Here is a 19,488-nt window from a genome sequence, read left to right as displayed (position 1 = left end):
GATTCCAACCCGAAAAGATTGAAAATTCTATTTTGGCGAAGATGTTAAATTTTTTAAGACAGACAGGGCCTTATCTTGCAGTAGTTTAACGGCGTTGATTAGGCCGGAGTCTGTTCCGTTGAGGTCTGCCCCACTCAGGTCTGCTCCGTTGAAGTCTGTCCCATTGAGGTAGGCACGGCTGAGGTTTGCCCCACTTAGGTCTGCCCCGATGAAGTCTGCATCAATGAGGTCTGCCCCACTCAGGTCTGCCCCACTCAGATCTGCCCCACTTAGGTCTGCATCTGTGAGGTAGGCCCCATTGAGTTTTGCCTCTTTGAGGTTTGCCTTTATCAGTTTTGCTCGGAGGAGTTTTGCCCCGGTGAGTTCTGCCCCAATGAAGTTAGCCCCATTGAGTTTTGCACTGCTGAGGCTTGCATAGTTGAGTTTTGCATGGCTGAGGTCTGCCCGCCTGAGTTTTGCCCCAGTGAGGTTTGCACGGTTTAGTTCTGCTCCAGTGAAGTCTGCCTCGATGAGGTTTGCACCACTCAGGTCTGCAAAATTTAGTTTTGCCCCGTTTAGTTTTGCACCCTTTAGGTTGATCTCAACACCTTGATTATTCTTACGCCATTGATTCCAATCGTCAGAACCACGCAGTAAAATCTTCAGTAAATCAAAATTCTCAGAATCAATCCCGATCGCAGTTGTACCCATGTCTTATAACCCTCAGTAGCGATTTGTCAGCATTGACTCTCAATACTCAATAGTAAACCCCATCCACTACAGGTATCTCTAGCCTCTTCGTTCATCGTAAAAATCACCACAAAAATATCCCATGACCTCAGAGGCCAGGGGTTTGAAACGCTATTTTAAGATTGTCATGGAGCAACGGCTTATGGCAGGAAGTAATCTGCGTTTCAAATGGGTTCATTGAAGCAATAGCAAAGCCCATCCGGTGCCACAACAAAGAACACCTGGAATCTTTTCCCATCCCGTTCATCCACTCGCCAGTTCCCAATCTCCACGCCCTTTGACTCCAACTCTGCTTTGATGCCCTGAATATTAGCAACCCGGATTGCAGCACCCTCTTGAGAGGCATCTCCACCATTGATGGCAAAACCGATTTGCACATCATCTCTTTCTAAAATAACGGTGGGATTGGGTTGAGCCTTACGCTCCACCTCTACCATGTCAAAGGCTTGAGCATACCAGTCAGCAGTGGTATCAAGATCGACTACTGGCAAGGCCAACACATCCTCTTGAAATGGAAATGCGGCTTCGAATTTGGGTTGATTAGACACTGAGAATCACCTTCTTTTAGTTTTTGGCAACTGCATCAAGCGGACTTAAATAAATCCAATCGATAACTGTTTGGTAGTTAGGTGAGATTATCTCAGCCCCTCTAGCTAAGGGAGGCTCGAAAAAGGTATTGCTGAAGGGAGTTATTGAGCCAAGATACTCCCATGGAAGAGAAAAAAAGGCCATTACTTTCAGAGCTAGCTTGCGTGAACTCTAACTGTGAAAGCTATGGTCAAGCGGGCCTTGAGAATTTAACAGTACGTAAAGTATACGGACAAGATCGAATACGGTATCTGCGCTGTCATAGCTGTGGAGCAGAGTTCAGTGAACGCAAGAACACTGCCTTTTGGAATACAAAAATCCCTGAATCTCGAGCAATAGAAGTAGGTCGTCAAATTGCAGAAGGAACGTCTATCAAAGGAACATCACGTCTGACCTACACCCATCCGGATACGGTGAAACGTTTGACCCTCAAGTTTGGTCAGCATGCCCAGGACTTTCATGAGCAGGAAGCTCAGCAACTGGATATCGACATACTAGAGATGGACGAACGTCATGGATACGTCGCCAGCAAAAAGCAGCAGTGTTGGGATGCGGTATCCATTGATGCCGCCAGTAAATTCATTGTCCACGTGGCAATTGGTCCCCGTAACACAGACCTGATAGAAAGGCTGATGCAAGGCAGTCACAGACGACTAGCTCATCCCCCAAGACCTGGTGCTGATGACCGATGGAGAAGCGAGTTATCGCACTCTCTTTCCGGTCATCTTCGGGGTGTCTTACCTCCCCCCCGTCAAAGCACGATGGGTCGACCTCCCAACTCCAAGTATCGGATTCCTCGAACCCTTGCCCACGTCCAAGTCATCAAGCATCGTCAGGGACAAAAGTTAGAAGCTGTAGAGGTGAGCAAAGCTCATGGGAGCTGGCAACGGATCAATCAAGCGCTAGATGAAATAGGGTACAACATTCCCAACACCTCAACTGTGGAGCGTTTCAATGGCACTGCACGACGGATGAATGCTCATCAAGTCAGACGCTCACTTGCTTTCGCTCATCGCAGTAATACTCGTCAGGCCGTTGCTTGGTGGAGTGCTACAGTTTACAACTGGGTGAGAGTGCATCGCAGTTTACGAACTCCTCTAGAAGTAACCGAGGGTAAAAAGCGCTTTCAACAGAGAACTCCTGCCATGGCAGTTGGATTAACTGAACACATTTGGACCGAAGCTCAGATCCTCAGAGCACCGGTTTATATAGCTTCTCAAGAATAGGGGGCTGAGATAATCTCACCTAACTACCAACTGTTTAGGACTGCGGTCTTTGTCGACAAGATTGGCGAGTGTCAATCCCAATAGCCTCACTGCCTGTTGTTCATCTATATGGGTTTGTAGCAACTCATTGCCTAACGTTAAAATTTCATCCACCTCATATAAGGGATTGTCTACCGTCCGACTGCGGGTGATTTGTTGGTAATTGGCATACTTTACTTTCAGAGTCAGGGTATAGCCAGACCGTTGATTTTCAGCTAATCGTAGGTGTACTAGGGTTGCGATCGCATCCAGTTCTTCCATCAAAACGGACAGCCCAGAGATATCCGGAAAGAAACTGCGTTCCGCTCCAATGGACTTGCGAATCCGATTAGCAATCACCGGGCGATCATCCTTCCCCCTGGCAATGCCGTAATAATAGTGGCCCACCTTACCAAACTGGCGCACCAACGCAAGCTCGGACCACTGGCGTAACTCTGCTCCCGTTTGAATGTCCAGTTGGTGCATTTTAGCGGCGGTCACCTTACCAATGCCATGAAACTTTTCAATGGGGAGCTGCTGGACAAAGGTTTCGGCCTGGTCCGGAGCCACCAAAGAAAGGCCGTTGGGTTTCTCCAATCCCGACGCCATCTTGGCTAGAAATTTATTGACCGATATTCCAGCCGAAGCCGTTAAGTGGGTTTCTTGATGGATCAAATGCTTAATTTCTCGGGCAATCGCCATTGCTGAGTCTATTTGGGGCTTATTTTCTGTCACATCCAGATAGGCTTCATCTAGGGAGACGGGTTCCACCAGATCTGTAAATTGATGAAAGATGGTGCGAATCTGGCTTGAAACCTGGCGGTAAACCTCAAAGCGGGGTGCAATAAAAATTAAATCCTTACATTTAGTGGCAGCCACTCGCGACGGCGTAGCGGAGAAAATACCGTATTTCCTAGCTTCATAACTGGCGGCGGCCACTGCGCCTCTCTGCTCCGGGCGTCCGCCAACAACGACAGGCTTGCCGCGCAGGTGAGGATTGTCTCGCTGCTCAACAGAAGCGAAAAAGGCATCCATATCGATGTGCAGGATCTTACGCATCGTCTTTAGCTAGAAACTACAGCATTGGCTCAATACATTCAGGTCGATCCACCGTCGGACTGTTGACCAGAGTGGACACGGGCAGAGCCGACAGACCTTGGACTAAATCAGGATCGAACAGGTGAAACAGATAACTCGGCGTTTGAATATCAAAGTCTAACCACACCTTATAGTTATCGGGTGAAATAATCACCGGCATCCGCTGATGAACCGGGGCAACCACTTCATTGGGCTGGGTCGTCAGGATAATGCAGGTTTCAATATCATGCCAAGATTCCCACAGTCCGGCAAAAGCAAAGGGCTGCTGCATGCGGAAGTAATAGGGTTGCTTGGTACTTTTATCTACCTTTTGCCATTCATAAAAGCCGCTCGCTGGAATCAAACAGCGACGATATTTGATGGCCGATCGAAACGAGGGCTTTTCATGGGCCGTTTCACACCGGGCATTAATGAGATTGTTACCAATACTCGGATCCTTCGCCCAACCGGGAATGAGTCCCCATTGCATTAGCCGAAATTCACGAGGCTGATGCTGCAACTGTCGAATCACAGCGATGGGCTGGCTGGGAGCAATATTGTAGCGAGGGGGGAAAGGGGGGAACGTTTTGGAGACCAAAAGCAGTGGCGATCTCATCTGGGGTTGCCGTCAGGGCAAATCGACCACACATAACTACTCCACCTCCAAAGAATGTTCAACAAGGTAACGACCAGCAGCCAAAGCCATCAGATGACTTTCATAATACTCACCATCCGTATAGGCTTGCCGTTCTGGGGTAATCACCCAACATTGATACCCCCCATCCAGGGTAAAAGACACACCCACAAGCCAATCGCCTGTGAACCCAATTAATTCAGAAAGAGTCTCCATCGCAGCCTCCCGTGCTGGAGGTAAATTTTTACCCTGGTGCCAAGTTGACACACAAGTAGTACAAGTATACTATATTAATCAAACACCCCCCAAATCTCTGGAGAGATGTATGGCCGCCATCACTGATTCAGCCGAAAAGCAAAAAGCCCTGGACTTGGTTTTGAAAAATGTGGAGCGCACCTTTGGTAAAGGGTCGATTATGCGCTTAGGTGATGCCACTCGGATGCAGATTGAAACCATCTCTAGTGGTGCCCTAACCTTAGATCTTGCCTTAGGCGGTGGCCTGCCCCGAGGCCGGGTGATCGAAATCTATGGCCCTGAAAGTTCAGGCAAAACCACCGTAGCGCTACATGCGATCGCACAAATCCAAAAGAACGGTGGAGTCGCCGCCTTCGTCGATGCCGAACATGCCCTTGATCCAGTCTATGCCGCTGCCTTAGGGGTAGATGTTTCTGAATTACTCGTTAGCCAGCCTGACTCTGGAGAGATGGCTCTAGAAATTGTCGATCAGCTGGTTCGCTCCAGTGCCGTGGATCTCGTTGTTATCGATTCCGTCGCCGCCCTGACGCCTCGCGCTGAAATTGAAGGCGATATGGGCGACTCCCACATGGGTCTGCAAGCTCGACTGATGAGTCAAGCCCTGCGCAAAATCACTAGCAATATTTCTAAGTCCGGCAGTACCGTTATCTTTTTGAATCAGCTGCGCCAAAAAATTGGCGTTACCTACGGTAATCCTGAAGTCACCACAGGCGGTAACGCCCTCAAATTCTACGCTTCCGTTCGTCTCGATATTCGTCGCATTCAAACCCTGAAAAAAGGCACCGATATGTACGGCATCCGCGCCAAGGTCAAAGTAGCGAAGAATAAAGTCGCGCCCCCCTTCCGCATTGCCGAGTTTGACATCCTATTCGGTCAGGGGATTTCCACGTTGGGGTGCTTAGTAGATATGGCAGAAGAAACCGATATCATCGTTCGCAAGGGAGCCTGGTATAGCTTTGACGGCAGTAATATTGGTCAAGGCCGAGATAATACCATCCAATATTTTGCCGATAATCCTGAGTTTGCCGAAAGCGTGGAACAACAGGTGCGTCAACGATTAGAGTTGGGAGCTGAAGTCTCTGCCAATGCCATTACGGCAGTAGAGGTAGAGGCAGAAGAAGCCGCTTAATTTTCACCACAGACACGAATCGGGGTATGGGCCTTCCATGCCCTTTTTTTAGGCCGATAAAGCGCATTTCTCTAGGGTTTGCATCGCCTTTTTGATGATTTGTCGCACCCGTTCACGGCTGATACCCAGCTTCTGGCCAATTTTTTCCATGGACTTGGGTTTGCCATCGTCCAACCCATACCGCTCAGAAATCACGAATCGCTGGCGATCATCCAGCAACGCCATATACCCTGACAATTCCTCATCCTGCAGGAGCAGATCGAGGTAGGACTGGGTGGAATCCCCGCCTTCAATCAGATCTCCTAGGGTCGTATCTTGTTCGTTGCCCACAAACTTGTCTAAAGACACCGTTTCTTGCAGGCTATGGAGATACTTTTTCAAGCGGGTTAGATCCATCTCCATGGTGTTAGCAATTTCGACGATGGTGGGTTCTCGACCCAGCTCTTGACTCAACTGATGGCGAGCCCGTTTGATTTGATTGCCCACTTGCCAATGTTTAACAGGCAACCGGACCACACGGCCTTTGTTTTGCAACGAGCGGGTGACCCCCTGCAAAATCCACCAGTAGGCATAGGTACTAAACCGATTGCCTTGCTCGGGTTCAAATTTGTCTACAGCAATACTCAAACCCAAATTGCCTTCTTGAATCAAATCGAGGAGGGGCAGACCCCGATTCTGATGTTTTTTAGCGATCGAGACCACCAATCGCAGGTTTGCCTCAATCATCTTGCTTTTTGCACGAGGGTTACCCGTCTGGACTTTCCGAGCCAGGGTAATCTCTTCCTCATGGGTCAGCAGCGGAAACCGCCCTATCTCCTTCAGATAGTAATGCAGACTGTCATGTTGCGTCGCCAATTTCTTTTCCCCACAAATAGCTGTTGTAGAGGTAGTACCCCAAAAACAGATCAATAGGAAGATAACTTCATATTTCTTAAAAAAACTGCGGTTTTCATCAACCCTGTTCGATCGGGCACATGAGTGGGTAACTTATGAGGGTTGTTAATCACCCTTGAAGCGCTTAACGGTTCTGCTATTCTGCTCATGTCCATACTGATAAGCCGTTCATGAGAATTCGCGGATTAGTGAAAGCGTCAAATCGAGTGAGAGATCAACTCAAGAGTGGCATCCCCAGTCACGAAGTCTCTACCTTTCAACAGTATGTGGTGAAGACCATTCAGACCACAGACCAAATTTGTGCCCAGGCCCATATCAAACCCAGTCAACTTCCAGTACCGTCTCGCAATGCCTACAAGTTTTTGAAAGGGGTTAATCTCAAGCGTTTACCCATCGTTGAATTCGATTCTAGAAACCAAGGCTCACCCCAGGGCCAAATGGAAATTTCCATCCAGCGAATTCGGAGTCAGCTCCAGTATTTTCAAGACCGAATTGCCGATCTACTTCCCGACGATACCGATGCCGAAAACAGACTGATTCAGCAGCTGGGAGAACGAACGGCACAAATTGAGCAGTTATGTGCCGCCCAGGGAGCAACACCCGGAAACTTAACTCAACAATCTCAACAAATTTACGGTTGGATGAAATTTCTCCAGAGTGACGATCATCTCCACCTGCATGCTTATGCTGTTCGCCAAACAAAAGCCATCGCTGAACAAACCTTGGCAAATCAATCGTCTGCTCGCAGTGCTCGTCCATTCAAAGAGCTAAAGCATCTCAGGCTTGAATTCACACCCATGAGTGCCCTATATCGCTGCCAATTTAAGCCTCCCCAACTCAAAATTAGGATCAACGAAGGATTTATTTTGGCCGAACCGGATGTCATGCAAGCGGCGATCGACTCCATGTTGCTGGGCAAAACTCCGAAAACCTCGACCATCATGACGGAGTACTCCCTATCGGAAGAATTTTCTGAGCTGCTGTTAGCCCTGGATCTGATGGTGGATGATCTGAGAGATATGGCTCAAGGCAATGTCTACAATCTGGATGATGTTTTTGCGCAGGTGAATCAGGCGTATTTTAACCAAGAGGTCGAAAAGCCCCGTCTTTGCTGGAGCAAAGTTTACAGCAACCGCAAATTGGGTCATTATGAGCCCAGCCGGGATCGGGTAGTCATGAGTCTGAGTCTGGACTCGGACCAACTGCCCAACTATGTGATTGAATTTGTGATGTACCATGAGCTGCTGCATAAAATTCATGGAGGTCGGACTCAAAATGGGCGTCGGTGGGTCCATACTCCAGAATTCCGACGGGATGAACGACAGTTCAAGTACTACAGTCAAGCCCAACAGCATTTAGAACAATTAGCCCGAAAACTTTAGAAAAAAGCGGTTTATCAGCTAGGGTGGCTGCCGCCTTAAAAAATCGTGACAACAGCTACTGATGGGAGATTGGCGAAGGGTTGGCATAGAATAATGGTGCCGCAATCGAGGCCGCTCACGGCCAAGGTCTACCGTTAATCACCATTAAACTCAGGGATATGGGAATCAAACGCAGGGAATTTCTATTATTTGGTGGAACCTTATTGTCTGCCGGATTGTGGCAACGCTCGCTCCTGGCCCAAGATCGTCGGACCCTGAAAATCCTGGCGAAAAAAATTACCGTGCGGGTGATTACCCAAGGCGCTGCTGGGTCTGGGGTATTGGTCAGTAAAGCCGGGAATACCTACTACGTCTTAACCGCAGGTCATGTGCTCAAAGACACCAATCCTGGGGAAGAAGCTTACATCGAAACCTTTGATGGTCAGCAACATCCGATTGACACTTCAGGGATGCAGTCAGGTGGAACAGTAGACTTGGCCCTGGTCACCATCAACAGCAAGAATAATTATGCCGTGGCCAAGCTGGCCGGGAAGAATGCCTTAAGCGAACTAGACGAAGTTTTTGTAGCCGGATTCCCACTACCAGGGCTAGCAATTACCCAACCCCAATATACGATTTCCCCTGGACAAGTCACCTCGATTGGCACCCAAGCGGGGGGCTATGGCATTACCTATACCGCTGTTACCCAGCCGGGCATGAGTGGCGGCCCCGTTCTCAACCGCTTAGGTCAAGTCGCAGGCATCCACGGACGAGCCGAAGGCCAAACCGTGGGGAACGTCGCCGTCAAATCAGGCTTTAATCTGGCCATTCCCATTCACACTGCCGTATCTCTGTTTTCCCTGAAGCAACAGTCAACGGATGTCGCCACGACGGCACTAGAGTCGTCTTTTGCCTATGTTGAGGTCAATCCTCAAGGCAAAATTGTGCAGCGAACGGAAGGAAAAGTCCCGGTTTTTCAAGACAGCTTGGGAGATGACGTCACCCTGGAAATGGTGAGCCTCCCCGGCGGAGCTTTCAAAATGGGCTCTCCTGCCCAGGAGCTAGAAAGAGAAAGGGGTGAAGGCCCCCAACATCAGGTCACGATTCCGGCCTTTTCCATGGGGAAATTTGAAGTCACTCAAGCCCAGTGGCGAGCGATTATGGGTTCTAATCCTTCTAGGGAAAAAGTGTTGACTCGCCCCGTGGACAATGTGTCTTGGGAAGATGCCGTTGCTTTTTGTCAGCGCCTCTCCCAGAAAACAGGGCGGGATTATCGCTTACCCAGCGAAGCCGAGTGGGAATATGCCTGTCGAGGGGGCACCACAACCCCGTTTCATATGGGAGAAACCATTACGCCGGAGTTGGCGAATTACTGGGGGGTCTATGCCTATGGCACAGGCCCAAAAGGACAATACCGCAAAAAAACCGTAGGGGTAGGGAGTTTTCCAGCCAATGCCTTTGGTCTCCATGACATGCATGGCAATGTGAGCGAGTGGTGCCAGGACACATGGCACGAAAGCTACCAAGGGGCGCCGACCAATGGTAGTGCATGGGTGAAAGAAGGGGATGCTCGACGAATCAACCGAGGGGGTTCCATGTCAGCCAATCCGCAACTCTGCCGCTCCGCTCAGCGGCGTTACAACAACTCTAGCTTCCTCACCTATGATTTGGGATTCCGGGTCGTTTGTTCAGCCTTATAAGGTCAGCTCAAGGGTGATGCCCGCTAGAGCTGGGTTGGGATAGGCGCTGAGATAAACCTGACTCATTTGTTGCAGGGCTTCAGAATAACTAAAGGCATAGACCAACTTATCCCAGGTGGGTGTGGTCGCAAACTTAATGCCGTTGGCTTTCGCGACGGTACGGCACTCGTTATAGGAACCATATCGACGCAAAAGTTCTTGCTTGTCGAGACGTTTAGGAGCCGTGGCTAAAGCCGGTGAAGCGAGAGGAGATTCTTTTTCCTTCGGGGTATCCGCTTTGGCAACAGGAGAAGCAGATTTCTCGACAGATACGTTTGTCTCCGGGGTGGGAGGGTGCTCTGGGGTGGGAGCTGCAGGAAAAGGGGAAGATGGCTTGCGATTGGGGAGTTCCTGGCTGAGGGCGGGATAGGCCATGCCTGTTCCCAGTAATCCCATCACACTTAAGCCTGCTGCTTGCAGCAGACGTCGGCGCCCCGAGGCTGGCACTTCACCCAGTTGACTAACGGCTTGCAGGGCCTCCTGGGCTGAGGGGTAACGATGCCGATGATCCTGGCGGACCATAGTGTTGAGAACTTGGGCTAGTTCAGGGCTGACGTCCGTTTTATGTTGCCAAAGGAACTCGCCTGTATCAGGATCGGTGGGAAATTCAGTTTTTACCGGATTAATGCCTGTGAGACCTCGCAAAGCGATCATGCCGACAGCATAAACATCACTATTCAGACGCGGTTTACCCAGAAGCTGCTCGGGAGGCATATAGCCCTTGGTACCGACGATGGTGGTCTGACCAGACTGCTGGCGACTTTTAACGGAGCCAAAATCAATCAGGACAATCCGCTGATCGTGATCGCGTCTGATCAGATTTTCAGGTTTAATATCCCGGTGAATCACCTGTTTGCGATGGACAAACGCGAGGGTTTCTAAGATATCCTGCAAAAAAGCGACGGTCTTAGCTTCGGTCCAATGCCACCAAGTCAGCTCCCGACTAAGCCCTTGGCCTGTAATATATTGCTCGACTAAATAAAACTGCCGATCCTCTTCAAAGGAGACAAACATCTGGGGGATGCGGTCATGGCTACCTAGCTTTTGGAGAACATTGACTTCCGTTTTGAAGAGACGTCTGGAGGTTCTGACCGTGAAGGGATCATCGGATTTGGGCTGCAGCTTTTTAATCACACATCGACGGTGATCATCCCGCTGTAAATCTTTAGCCAAGTAGACTTGGCTAAATCCACCTTCGCCGAGATTTTTAATAATTTTGTAGCGATTGGCTAACGTGCTCATCACTCTGCCTATTTGATTGGTGCTTGCGAAACCGGACTAAAAAGGGCAGTTAACGGTCACTGACCCGATACACTCTAGCTCAAAATATTGCTTTGGAATAAAGCCATTTGAGTCACGAGCATTTTTGGGTGCAAGCTTAACGCAGGTGTTTGGCTGCTGGAACTTTTTTCAGGAAAACTTAACAGAGCTAGTAGGCATTTTTGTCGTTAAAAAAGACGAGAGCCGTACGCAGAATAATTTTGATATCGAGCCACAAGGACCAGTGGTTGAGGTAGTGGATATCGAATTCAACCCGCTTTTCCATTTTGTCCAGGGTTTCAGTTTCGCCTCGATAGCCATTGACCTGGGCCCAACCCGTGATACCCGGTTTGACCTTATGGCGGAGCATATAGCCCTGAATCAGTTTGCGGTAATGTTCGTTGTGGGCAACGGCATGGGGCCGAGGACCGACTAAGCTCATGCGGCCTTGCAGCACGTTAATAAATTGGGGCAGCTCATCTAGGGAGGAACGGCGCAGAAAAGCCCCAACTTTGGTGATGCGTGGATCGCCTTGGGTGGCTTGGGTGACTTTTGCCCCATCTTCCATCACCCGCATGGAGCGAAATTTATAGACGACGATATTGCCACCATTCAGACCATAGCGCTGCTGTTTAAACAGAACGGGGCCGGGGGAGGAAAGTTTAACTGAGATGGCAATCAGAACCATCAGGGGGGAAATAGCAATGGAAATTAGAGTTGCGATCGCAAAATCAATACCACGCTTAACCCATGCCTGGACCTGAGAAAACGGCACTTCCATGACCGCGATCATCGGCAGTCCATTGAGGTCGTGAACCCGAGCCTGCATCAAATTCAGCATCATCAGATTGGGGACAAAATAGACGCAGGCCGTTGTATCTTGCAGAGCTAAAATCAGGTTTGAGATGGCTGCTTCTTCCCTCAGGGGCAGAGTGATATAAACCACATCAATGCAAGAACGACGGACAAAATCAGGTAATTCATCCAGGTAGCCAATCAGGGGTCGGCAGCTTTCGGCTTCGAACTTGGCATCCCGATCAGCAAAGTATCCACAGAATTTGATACTTGACTTAGGGCTTTGGCCAAGCTGATCGGCCACTCGCTGGCTCATATCTCCCGTGCCAGCAATAATGGCGGTACGGGTGTAGTCCCCTGATACTCGTTGCTGTAAAGGACCACTGATGATCGGATTGAGGAGAGATAGTCCCAACGGGGATAAGACAAACCAAAGACGAGCCCCTGGGCTGGCAACATAAGCGGTGTGGCTCATATATCCCAGAAACAGTAAGGCTGCGATGACTAATCCCCATCCCAACCAAATTCTTGAGTAGTCTAGCTTAGGAGGATTAGCAGGCTGAAAGGTATAGCGCCCCACTCCCTGAAAGATCGTAGGCACGATCAACATCAGCAGCGCACTTAGGGCCTTTAACCCATCGGGGCTGACGGGTCCAAATGCAAAAGTCGTCATCCACAAGAGACTGAGGATGACGAATAAATCTAATCCGCAAACCAACCCACTCAATAGGCGTTGATTGCGCGGCAAAACATTCAGCGGGCTGAACCGGATCAAATTTTCAGCATCCATGGTCAAAAGGTTCTGCGAACAGATAAATTGCGGGAATAATGGTGCCGGTTATAAATATTCAATTTTTATAGAGAATAGGAAGACGAATAACGAGGTTGAGTGGTTGAGGGCAAAACAATGAAATGGGGGGGACACAAAAGGAAGGACTGGGGAGTGATTCAGATATGTGCTTATTGTCGCAAGTCTTTACTGGAGAGAACAATCGTGAATTTACGGAGTGATTGTATGGGGAACTTGGGATAGCGATTATTGAGGGGATAAAAATAAAATAGTCAGTATTATTACGGTCGTGATAATACTGACTATGGATGGTTGGTTCGAGAAGAATGAAGTAAAAAACTAGAAAGCAGTTAGGGTAAAAATAATGTTTAGGGAGTCGTCAAGATACTTCTAAAACGCGGCAAAAAAGTATGGCTATTTAGACAGAAGCCAACCAGTCATAAATTTGGCCCAATTGATCAATATTGACTAGACCATACTGCCAAAGAATGATCGGAATCTGAGTAGCCGTGCGATCTTGAAACCGAGTGGCCAAAGAAAGTGCATCCTGGGGAAGGGCTAGTTCATCTTGCAGATATTGGATAAGTCGAGTTTGCCGATTCATAACAGAAGGTCGGGCTCAGAGGAGGATTGAACTTGATGCTATCTATGGTGGTTTAGATAAAGGGAAATAGCCGTGATCTGATGCAAATCAGGTTGTGATGCCTATGGATGAACTGAGTGATGGGTATCACAAGGGTTAGGCGAGCAACCCCAGTTTTTGGCCGTTGTGATGGGCGACTTTGATCAGATGTTGGCGACAAGGCCGCTCTAGCCCGACTGAATCACAAAACTGATTGATGATTTGGGTATGGGTTGCTATGGCTTTTCTCCGTAATCGGATAAAGCGCTGATGGCCAAGGACATGGTCTAATCTGACAATAAGTGGTGCAAACATGATCGGTTCCTAAATGGATTTCATATCTGCACTATCACGATGATGATTAGGCTTCTCCAGGGAAGATCGGAAGCCTAATCTGGAACTTAAGGAACTAAGGTGATCAGGATCAAGCTAGGGGAATGGCTGAACGGTCATCCTTTCCAATACCAACCCCTCCTCAAAAATTTCTCGACAACATCTGTGCCATCTGTCAGTGGTGGGCATGGGATCTAGAATAAGAACAGCAGCGAATCGCTGTCGGCAATTTGCAACGATCTTCCGTCAATCAAAGGAGAACGGGTATGGGGCAGTCTGCGAAGTTTTGGGACAAAATTGCTGACCGATATTTGAAACAGCCCATTACAGATGTTGCGTCCTACGAGAAAAAACTACAGGTTACCCAAGAATACTTTCAGCCCAACATGGAAGTCTTGGAGATTGGCTGCGGTACTGGATCAACGGCAATCGTCCATGCTCCTTATGTCAAACATATTCGAGCCGTTGATTTCTCTGCCAATATGATTGACATTGCCCAGACTAGAGCCGCTGCTCAAAATATCCCAAACATCACCTTTGAACAATCTAGTATTGATGAATTGGATATCTCCTATCAGACCCTGGATGCAGTCTTAGGTCTGAGCATTTTGCACTTGCTAGAAGACAAAGAAGCAGTCATTGCGAAGGTATTTGACATGCTCAAGCCCGGTGGCATTTTCGTCACCAGTACGGTTTGTCTGGGAGATAAGATGGCCTGGTTTAAATGGATTGCCCCCATTGGCAAGTTCTTAGGATTTTTCCCGTTGGTTAAGGTCTTTACGGTAGAAGAACTTGCAAACAGTTTGACTGATGCACGTTTTAAGATTGACCACCAATGGCAGCCCGACAAAGGTAAAGCCGTATTTATAGTGGCGAAAAAGCCCTCCTAAGAACAGCGATTGGTTTCACACCACAACCCAGTGAATAGGTATACCCTGGTGTTTGAAGGGAATTGTTGTGCAATGCAACCTCATGCCGCAAGCACCGCAAAGGCGAAGACGAGGCGTTGTTCTAACCAGCATTGGTTTAGAGCGGTTACGAGCCGCCATCCAGGACAGCGAAGCTCAGGACAATCAGGAGATTCGTTATACTCTGCAAGACCTGAGCGACCGCACCCAACTTGATGCCAAAACTGTTGCCAAAGTCCTTGACGGAGAAATAGGACTGGATAAACGCACGTTGTCGTTGTTCTTCACCACCTTTGAATTACCCCTGCAAGCAGAAGACTTTCGCCGTCCCGAAGCTAAACCCAGTCCAGCAAAAACCCTAGCAAATTCAGCATCCGCTGATCACCGACTGGATTTAGGAGAAGCGGTCGATATTTCCAACTTCTATGGCCGCATTCAAGAACTCGCCACCCTCAGTCAGTGGTTAGGCACCGAACGCTGTCAGCTCGTGGCCCTGCTAGGTATCGGCGGTATCGGCAAAACCTCTCTATCGGTAAAGCTGGTTAAACATCTGCACTCTGAGTTTGAAGCGGTCATTTGGCGCTCAGTTCGCCATGGCCCCAAAAATGAAGACTTGCTGGTGGATATCTTGCAATCTCTAGATCCGGAACTGACCCGCATCAGCCCACCCCAAACCCTGCTATCGCAATTGATGACCTATCTGCGGCAGCATCGCTGTTTATTAGTGTTGGATAACTGGGAGACCTTGCTGGAGAGTGGAGCGGACTATGCTCACCCCCAGGCAGGCCAACATAAACCGGACTATCTAGGCTATGAAACCCTGTTGCGATCGCTAGGTGAAACCCCTCATCAAAGCTGCCTAGTAATCACCAGTCGCGAAAAGCCCGCCACCCTAGCGGAACTAGAAGGCCCCACTGTCCGGGCCTTAGCCATGGCCGGACTGGAACCGGAAAAAGCCTTACCCTTGCTCACCCAAAAAGGATTAACAGGAAATACGGATGGCTTCCACAAGCTGATCCAGTTTTACGAAGGCCATCCCTTGGGCCTCAAAATCGTGGCCACGGCAATTCAAGATATTTTTGCTGGAGACGTACAAGCCTTTTTAGCAGAAGGCATCACTGTCTTTAACGGTTTTCGCATCCTCCTCGATCAGCAGTTTCAACGCCTGTCTCCCCTAGAACAGGACGTCATGTACTGGTTGGCCATAAATCGTGCCCCCCTGGCCCTGGCGGATCTGCGTCATGATTTGGTGTTTCCTGTGGCCATGCCGAAATTACTGGAAGCCATGGAGGCCCTCCGACGACGGTCTTTATGTGTGGTGATCAAATCTGGCATTGAATTACCCCAATTCACCCTGCAACCGGTGTTGATGGAATATGTGACCCAGCGATTAATTGAAGACATCGGCCACAGTCTTTTGCAACCGGAGGGGGCAGCGCCATCCCGCTTACATAGCCATGCCCTGCTCAAAGCCCAAGCCAAAGATGGCATCCGACACAGCCAACGCCAGGTGATTCTACAACCCGTAATCCACCTACTCTTGTCAAAACTGCAAACCACCACCGCCATCGAGACCCAGTTGCGAGACCGATTGAAGCAGCTTGCCAACCACAGAGATTATGCCGCCGGAAATTGCCTCAATTTACTGGTGCAGCTGCAGGTAGACTTAACCGGCACCGATCTATCCCAGCTCGCCCTCTGGCAAGCCGATTTCCGGGATACAGCCCTGATCAAAGTGAATATGACTGGAGCCGACCTCAAGGATACGGTTTTTGCCACCGCCTTTCCCCATGTAGCCACCGCCGCCTTTGATCCCCAAGGTACACGATTGGCAACGGGCCATTTCGTCAACATGATCATGCTATGGGATGTGGAGAATCCCAAGCAGGGCAGTCAAGCCATTGGTATGTTCAAAGGCCATGAAAATAATGTGTGGTCCGTTGCCTTTAGTGTCGATAGCTCCGTTCTAGCCAGCGGGAGCGAAGATCAGACCATTCGACTGTGGCAGGTAGACACGGGACAATGCCTGCGCATCTTAACGGGCCATACAGACTGCATACGATCGGTGGTGATACATCCCGATGGCCAGCGACTGATCAGTGCTGGGGAAGATCGGACCTGGCGCATCTGGAATCTGCAAACTGGAGACTGTTTGCAAATTATCAAAGGTCATGAGCAAGGGATCTGGGCAATCGCCCTCAGCCCCGATGGCCACACCCTAGCCAGTGCCAGTCATGATGCCACCGTCAAACTTTGGGACCTAGAAACAGGTCGCTGTCTGCGTACTCTTAAAGGCCATACGGATTGGCTGCGGGCAGTGGCCTTTAGTGACGATGGTCAGTGGTTGGTGAGTGGAGGATGCGATCGCACCCTCCGTATCTGGAAAGTCAGCTCCGGTCAATGCGTTCAGGTCCTCACCCCCCATACCCAAGCCATTTTTTCCGCATCGTTCCTTCCCCATCAATCCGCTGTGGTCAGTGCGGGGCTAGACAGCACCATCTGTATCACCAATTTAGACACAGGCATCTGCCAGCGTCGCCTGCTTGGACACCACAGCTGCATCTATAGTGTGGCCTGTCATCCCCAGGGAGACCTGTTAGTCAGTGGGGGAGATGAACCCATGATTCGGCTGTGGGACTTAACCACGGGTCAGGCCCTACAATCCTGGCAGGCGCAAATCAACAGCACCTTAAGTATTCGCCATAGTCCGGATGGCCAAACGGTCGTGAGTGGGAGTACAGATGGGGCCATTCGCTTTTGGCAAGTAGAAACAGGGACCTATCAAACCTACTGGCAACATCAGGGCTGGGTCTATGGACTAACCTTCCATCCCCAGGGTCATCTGCTAGCGAGCGCGGGCAATGATCAGCAAATTCGGCTGTGGGATGTCGCCACCAGAGAAGTCCTGCGGGTATTACCCGGCCATGGAGCCACCATCGCCTCCCTCGCCTTTAGTCCAGATGGTCAGTGGCTCGCCAGCGGCAGTTGGGATGGCACCTGGCGACTCTGGGATGTTGCCAAGGGGCAGGTGGTCCAGGCCATCCCCGGACATTTTGTCAGTGGTTTAAGCTGGAGCCCGAATGGTCAACAGATCGCCATTGGTTCATTTGATGCCAATGTACAGATTTATGATGTTCCATCTGCAACCTTATCCCAGACCCTAGTTGGGCACCCATTTTGGGCTTGGTATGTAGCCTGGAGCCCCCAGGGCAATCGCATTGTCACAGGTGGAGCAGATCAAACCGTCCGAATCTGGGATGTGGACACGGGGAAATGTCTCCATGTCTTAACCGACCATACAGATTGGGTGATGGGGGTTGTCTTTAGCCCCGATGGGCAAACCGTGGCGAGCTGTAGCAAAGATGAAACGGCCCGATTATGGTCGGTGGAAACGGGTCAATGCCTGGCTAAGCTATCTGGACATCCGAGCTGGTCCACGGCTGTTGAATTTAGCCCAGACGGTCAAACCTTGGTGACAGGGAGCAGTGACTTGGAACTCAGGTTTTGGGATGTGCAGACCGGAACTTGCCGGGAGACTTGGCGGGCCGACCGTCTCTGTGAAGGCTTAAACATTTCCAACTGCCAAAACTTGACGCCTCCCCAACAAGAAATGCTGAAATTCCTCGGTGCAATTAGTCAGTCTTGATCATGTCTCCCAGGGACATTAGCGATAATTTCAGTCCATATTTTCTTCACCAGGTACACCCCACACAGGCTCAATGCACCTATTTTTTGCCAGCCTTGGTTTGGAGTTAGTCTTTGAATCCTAGATTTCTTGCAACGGTTAGTAGACTTCTTACATCATTAAGCTGCCAATGGGGCAGAGGACAAAAATCCCAAGTCAGATCACAGCACAAATTGAGTGAGTAGCTCATCATGAAACGAATACTACAAGCGGGTTAGTAGATAAGACGTTTAATGAATGAACTAAACCGGTATTAGGGGTCATTGAAGGGTTATCCCCGCGAACAACTCTTCAAGCACTCAAGACATTTTCATTCTGCCCAAAGTTTTTCTTCTGAGAGGAGACTGATTAACCATGAAACTGATTCGCCCCCTATCACCTCTTGAAGAAGGGTTCGAAATCTTTAATCAGATTGCTAGTTCCCTCAATGTAGTGACAATTAGTAAAGTCAAAGGCTCTATCTCAAGACAAACACTAGAACATGCCTTAAAGATAGCTGAGCAACATCATCCTCAGCTCCAGTGCTGTATTGATGGCCCGGTAGGTCAGTTGGTTTTCAAAAAAAGGGTTGAGGGGAGTGTTTCCCTTCGGGTAATAGAAGCTGTTGATCAGGAAACTTGGCAGCAAGTGGTTCTCGAGGAACTCAATCAATCCCTTAACAGCAGCCAATCTCTCTGGAGAACAACATTAATTTGTCACGCCGACCACAATATTAGTCATCTCATTACAACCGTGCATCATGCCATTAGTGATGGAATATCAACGACTTCACTACATTCAGAGCTACTCCGTTATTGTGGGGACATACAAGACGGAAAAGCACTTCCATCCCAGATCCCAGCGCTCCCCTTCCTGCCCTCTCTGGAAGCAATGCTCCCCGATGAATATAAGGGATATAGAGGAAAGTTTTCTGGTGTGCTGTGGTTAATGAGAGCCGTACTAAAACAGTTTTATTTCAGACCGAAAGCACTTAGTTTCGAAAAATTTGTGCCCGTAGAAGAACGAACTTGTAATATTATTCACAGGCAAATTGAACCTAGACTGACCAGAGCCCTCTTGAAGAAATATCGAACTGAAAAGACAACCGTTCAAGGAGCCTTATGTGCCGCCATGTTGTTGGCAGTGGCGAACCATTTAAAAATATCTGAAATAAAGAATTTATCTTTCGCTTGTCGTTCCATGGTGGATTTAAGAAGGCGTCTCTCGCCTGCCATAGGGGATGAAGACCTAGGAGGGTTAGCATCTGCGGTAGCAACCTTTCACTCCATCACTGATCGTACTGATTTCTGGCAATTAGCCAGAGAAGTAAAGCAAGCCATTGAACAAAGTCTTAACCGTGGTGAGATGTTTCATATTTTGACTATGTTTAATGAGATGTTCAACGATCTACTGGTTGAGCCTATACTGCAGACGACTTGTGACTTAACATAGTAGCGGAGAGATTT

Annotated in this window: 17 protein-coding genes; 7 read left to right on the top strand and 10 right to left on the bottom strand. The window is 49.2% G+C overall.

The annotated features are described in order from the left end of the window. Nucleotides 1–27 precede the first annotated feature (27 nt). Complete coding sequence (locus tag HRE53_RS21590) at nucleotides 28–690, bottom strand: pentapeptide repeat-containing protein (protein ID WP_235107883.1); 663 nt, start codon at nucleotides 688–690, stop codon at nucleotides 28–30. Nucleotides 691–893: 203 nt separating this feature from the next. Next, nucleotides 894–1,277, bottom strand: a complete 384-nt coding sequence (locus HRE53_RS21585) for a VOC family protein (protein WP_235107882.1) — start codon at nucleotides 1,275–1,277, stop codon at nucleotides 894–896. Between the two features lie 162 nt (nucleotides 1,278–1,439). Here HRE53_RS21585 and HRE53_RS21580 point away from each other — a divergent pair, with 162 nt between their 5' ends. Then, nucleotides 1,440–2,543 (top strand): hypothetical protein, encoded by a 1,104-nt coding sequence (locus HRE53_RS21580; protein WP_235107881.1) that lies wholly within the window; start codon nucleotides 1,440–1,442, stop codon nucleotides 2,541–2,543. 15 nt (nucleotides 2,544–2,558) lie between these two features. Here the strand turns inward: HRE53_RS21580 and dinB are convergent, their stop codons facing one another. From dinB to HRE53_RS21565, 3 genes are read right to left on the bottom strand one after another with little or no spacing between them, the layout of a single operon-like run. After that, nucleotides 2,559–3,620, bottom strand: coding sequence for a DNA polymerase IV (gene dinB / locus HRE53_RS21575; protein ID WP_235107880.1), 1,062 nt, complete (start codon nucleotides 3,618–3,620; stop codon nucleotides 2,559–2,561). 16 nt (nucleotides 3,621–3,636) lie between these two features. Next, nucleotides 3,637–4,254 carry an SOS response-associated peptidase gene (locus HRE53_RS21570; protein ID WP_235107879.1) on the bottom strand — a complete coding sequence of 206 codons (618 nt, stop codon included), beginning with the start codon at nucleotides 4,252–4,254 and terminating at the stop codon, nucleotides 3,637–3,639. A 36-nt stretch (nucleotides 4,255–4,290) separates the two neighbouring features. Beyond that, nucleotides 4,291–4,539, bottom strand: coding sequence for a hypothetical protein (locus HRE53_RS21565; RefSeq protein WP_235107878.1), 249 nt, complete (start codon nucleotides 4,537–4,539; stop codon nucleotides 4,291–4,293). Nucleotides 4,540–4,597: 58 nt separating this feature from the next. On the opposite strand from HRE53_RS21565, the gene recA reads away from it, so the two are divergent. After that, nucleotides 4,598–5,656 carry a recombinase RecA gene (recA, locus tag HRE53_RS21560; RefSeq protein ID WP_235107877.1) on the top strand — a complete coding sequence of 353 codons (1,059 nt, stop codon included), beginning with the start codon at nucleotides 4,598–4,600 and terminating at the stop codon, nucleotides 5,654–5,656. A 48-nt stretch (nucleotides 5,657–5,704) separates the two neighbouring features. On the opposite strand, the gene HRE53_RS21555 is transcribed toward recA, so the two are convergent. Next, complete coding sequence (locus HRE53_RS21555; protein WP_235107876.1) at nucleotides 5,705–6,511, bottom strand: RNA polymerase sigma factor RpoD/SigA; 807 nt, start codon at nucleotides 6,509–6,511, stop codon at nucleotides 5,705–5,707. A 209-nt stretch (nucleotides 6,512–6,720) separates the two neighbouring features. On the opposite strand from HRE53_RS21555, the gene HRE53_RS21550 reads away from it, so the two are divergent. After that, a complete protein-coding gene (locus tag HRE53_RS21550) occupies nucleotides 6,721–7,932 on the top strand; it encodes a M48 family peptidase (RefSeq protein ID WP_235107875.1) in 1,212 nt (403 codons plus the stop codon). A gap of 158 nt (nucleotides 7,933–8,090) precedes the next feature. Further along, entirely contained in the window at nucleotides 8,091–9,611 is a 1,521-nt protein-coding gene (locus HRE53_RS21545; protein WP_235107874.1) for an SUMF1/EgtB/PvdO family nonheme iron enzyme, read from the top strand. Here HRE53_RS21545 and HRE53_RS21540 read toward each other — a convergent pair. From HRE53_RS21540 to HRE53_RS21525, 4 genes are all read right to left on the bottom strand, one after another. Then, entirely contained in the window at nucleotides 9,606–10,892 is a 1,287-nt protein-coding gene (locus HRE53_RS21540) for a serine/threonine-protein kinase (protein ID WP_212665245.1), read from the bottom strand. The two genes, HRE53_RS21545 and HRE53_RS21540, sit on opposite strands and share 6 nt — an antisense overlap. A 187-nt stretch (nucleotides 10,893–11,079) precedes the next feature. After that, the gene (locus tag HRE53_RS21535) at nucleotides 11,080–12,495 is read right to left on the bottom strand and encodes an undecaprenyl-phosphate glucose phosphotransferase (protein WP_235107873.1); all 1,416 of its coding nucleotides are present in this window, start codon (nucleotides 12,493–12,495) and stop codon (nucleotides 11,080–11,082) included. 418 nt (nucleotides 12,496–12,913) lie between these two features. Then, nucleotides 12,914–13,099, bottom strand: coding sequence for a DUF2949 domain-containing protein (locus tag HRE53_RS21530; protein WP_010472536.1), 186 nt, complete (start codon nucleotides 13,097–13,099; stop codon nucleotides 12,914–12,916). Nucleotides 13,100–13,234: 135 nt separating this feature from the next. After that, nucleotides 13,235–13,432 carry an electron transporter gene (locus HRE53_RS21525; RefSeq protein ID WP_235107872.1) on the bottom strand — a complete coding sequence of 66 codons (198 nt, stop codon included), beginning with the start codon at nucleotides 13,430–13,432 and terminating at the stop codon, nucleotides 13,235–13,237. Nucleotides 13,433–13,716: 284 nt separating this feature from the next. Between HRE53_RS21525 and HRE53_RS21520 the strand changes: the two genes are divergently transcribed. The 3 genes from HRE53_RS21520 (at nucleotide 13,717) to HRE53_RS21510 (ending at nucleotide 19,474) form a co-directional block, all read left to right on the top strand. Continuing rightward, complete coding sequence (locus HRE53_RS21520) at nucleotides 13,717–14,340, top strand: class I SAM-dependent methyltransferase (RefSeq protein ID WP_235107871.1); 624 nt, start codon at nucleotides 13,717–13,719, stop codon at nucleotides 14,338–14,340. Between the two features lie 82 nt (nucleotides 14,341–14,422). Beyond that, complete coding sequence (locus HRE53_RS21515; RefSeq protein ID WP_235107870.1) at nucleotides 14,423–18,004, top strand: eIF2A-related protein; 3,582 nt, start codon at nucleotides 14,423–14,425, stop codon at nucleotides 18,002–18,004. Nucleotides 18,005–18,397: 393 nt separating this feature from the next. Beyond that, the gene (locus HRE53_RS21510) at nucleotides 18,398–19,474 is read left to right on the top strand and encodes a phthiocerol/phthiodiolone dimycocerosyl transferase family protein (RefSeq protein ID WP_235107869.1); all 1,077 of its coding nucleotides are present in this window, start codon (nucleotides 18,398–18,400) and stop codon (nucleotides 19,472–19,474) included. Nucleotides 19,475–19,488: the final 14 nt, after the last annotated feature.

This window comes from Acaryochloris sp. 'Moss Beach', assembly GCF_021497025.1.
Taxonomy (GTDB): Bacteria; Cyanobacteriota; Cyanobacteriia; order Thermosynechococcales; family Thermosynechococcaceae; genus Acaryochloris; species Acaryochloris marina_A.
Note: the sequence above shows the minus strand (reverse complement) of the source record. Positions and strands in the feature narration are given on the sequence as shown.

Coding starts and splice junctions, on each gene's coding strand:
- HRE53_RS21515 (WP_235107870.1), top strand. CDS start 14,423: ATGCCGCAAGCACCGCAAAGGCGAAGACGAGGCGTTGTTCTAACCAGC.
- HRE53_RS21520 (WP_235107871.1), top strand. CDS start 13,717: ATGGGGCAGTCTGCGAAGTTTTGGGACAAAATTGCTGACCGATATTTG.
- HRE53_RS21525 (WP_235107872.1), bottom strand. CDS start 13,432: ATGTTTGCACCACTTATTGTCAGATTAGACCATGTCCTTGGCCATCAG.
- HRE53_RS21545 (WP_235107874.1), top strand. CDS start 8,091: ATGGGAATCAAACGCAGGGAATTTCTATTATTTGGTGGAACCTTATTG.
- HRE53_RS21550 (WP_235107875.1), top strand. CDS start 6,721: ATGAGAATTCGCGGATTAGTGAAAGCGTCAAATCGAGTGAGAGATCAA.
- dinB (WP_235107880.1), bottom strand. CDS start 3,620: ATGCGTAAGATCCTGCACATCGATATGGATGCCTTTTTCGCTTCTGTT.
- HRE53_RS21570 (WP_235107879.1), bottom strand. CDS start 4,254: ATGAGATCGCCACTGCTTTTGGTCTCCAAAACGTTCCCCCCTTTCCCC.
- HRE53_RS21510 (WP_235107869.1), top strand. CDS start 18,398: ATGAAACTGATTCGCCCCCTATCACCTCTTGAAGAAGGGTTCGAAATC.
- HRE53_RS21590 (WP_235107883.1), bottom strand. CDS start 690: ATGGGTACAACTGCGATCGGGATTGATTCTGAGAATTTTGATTTACTG.
- HRE53_RS21535 (WP_235107873.1), bottom strand. CDS start 12,495: ATGGATGCTGAAAATTTGATCCGGTTCAGCCCGCTGAATGTTTTGCCG.
- HRE53_RS21540 (WP_212665245.1), bottom strand. CDS start 10,892: ATGAGCACGTTAGCCAATCGCTACAAAATTATTAAAAATCTCGGCGAA.
- recA (WP_235107877.1), top strand. CDS start 4,598: ATGGCCGCCATCACTGATTCAGCCGAAAAGCAAAAAGCCCTGGACTTG.
- HRE53_RS21530 (WP_010472536.1), bottom strand. CDS start 13,099: ATGAATCGGCAAACTCGACTTATCCAATATCTGCAAGATGAACTAGCC.
- HRE53_RS21580 (WP_235107881.1), top strand. CDS start 1,440: ATGGAAGAGAAAAAAAGGCCATTACTTTCAGAGCTAGCTTGCGTGAAC.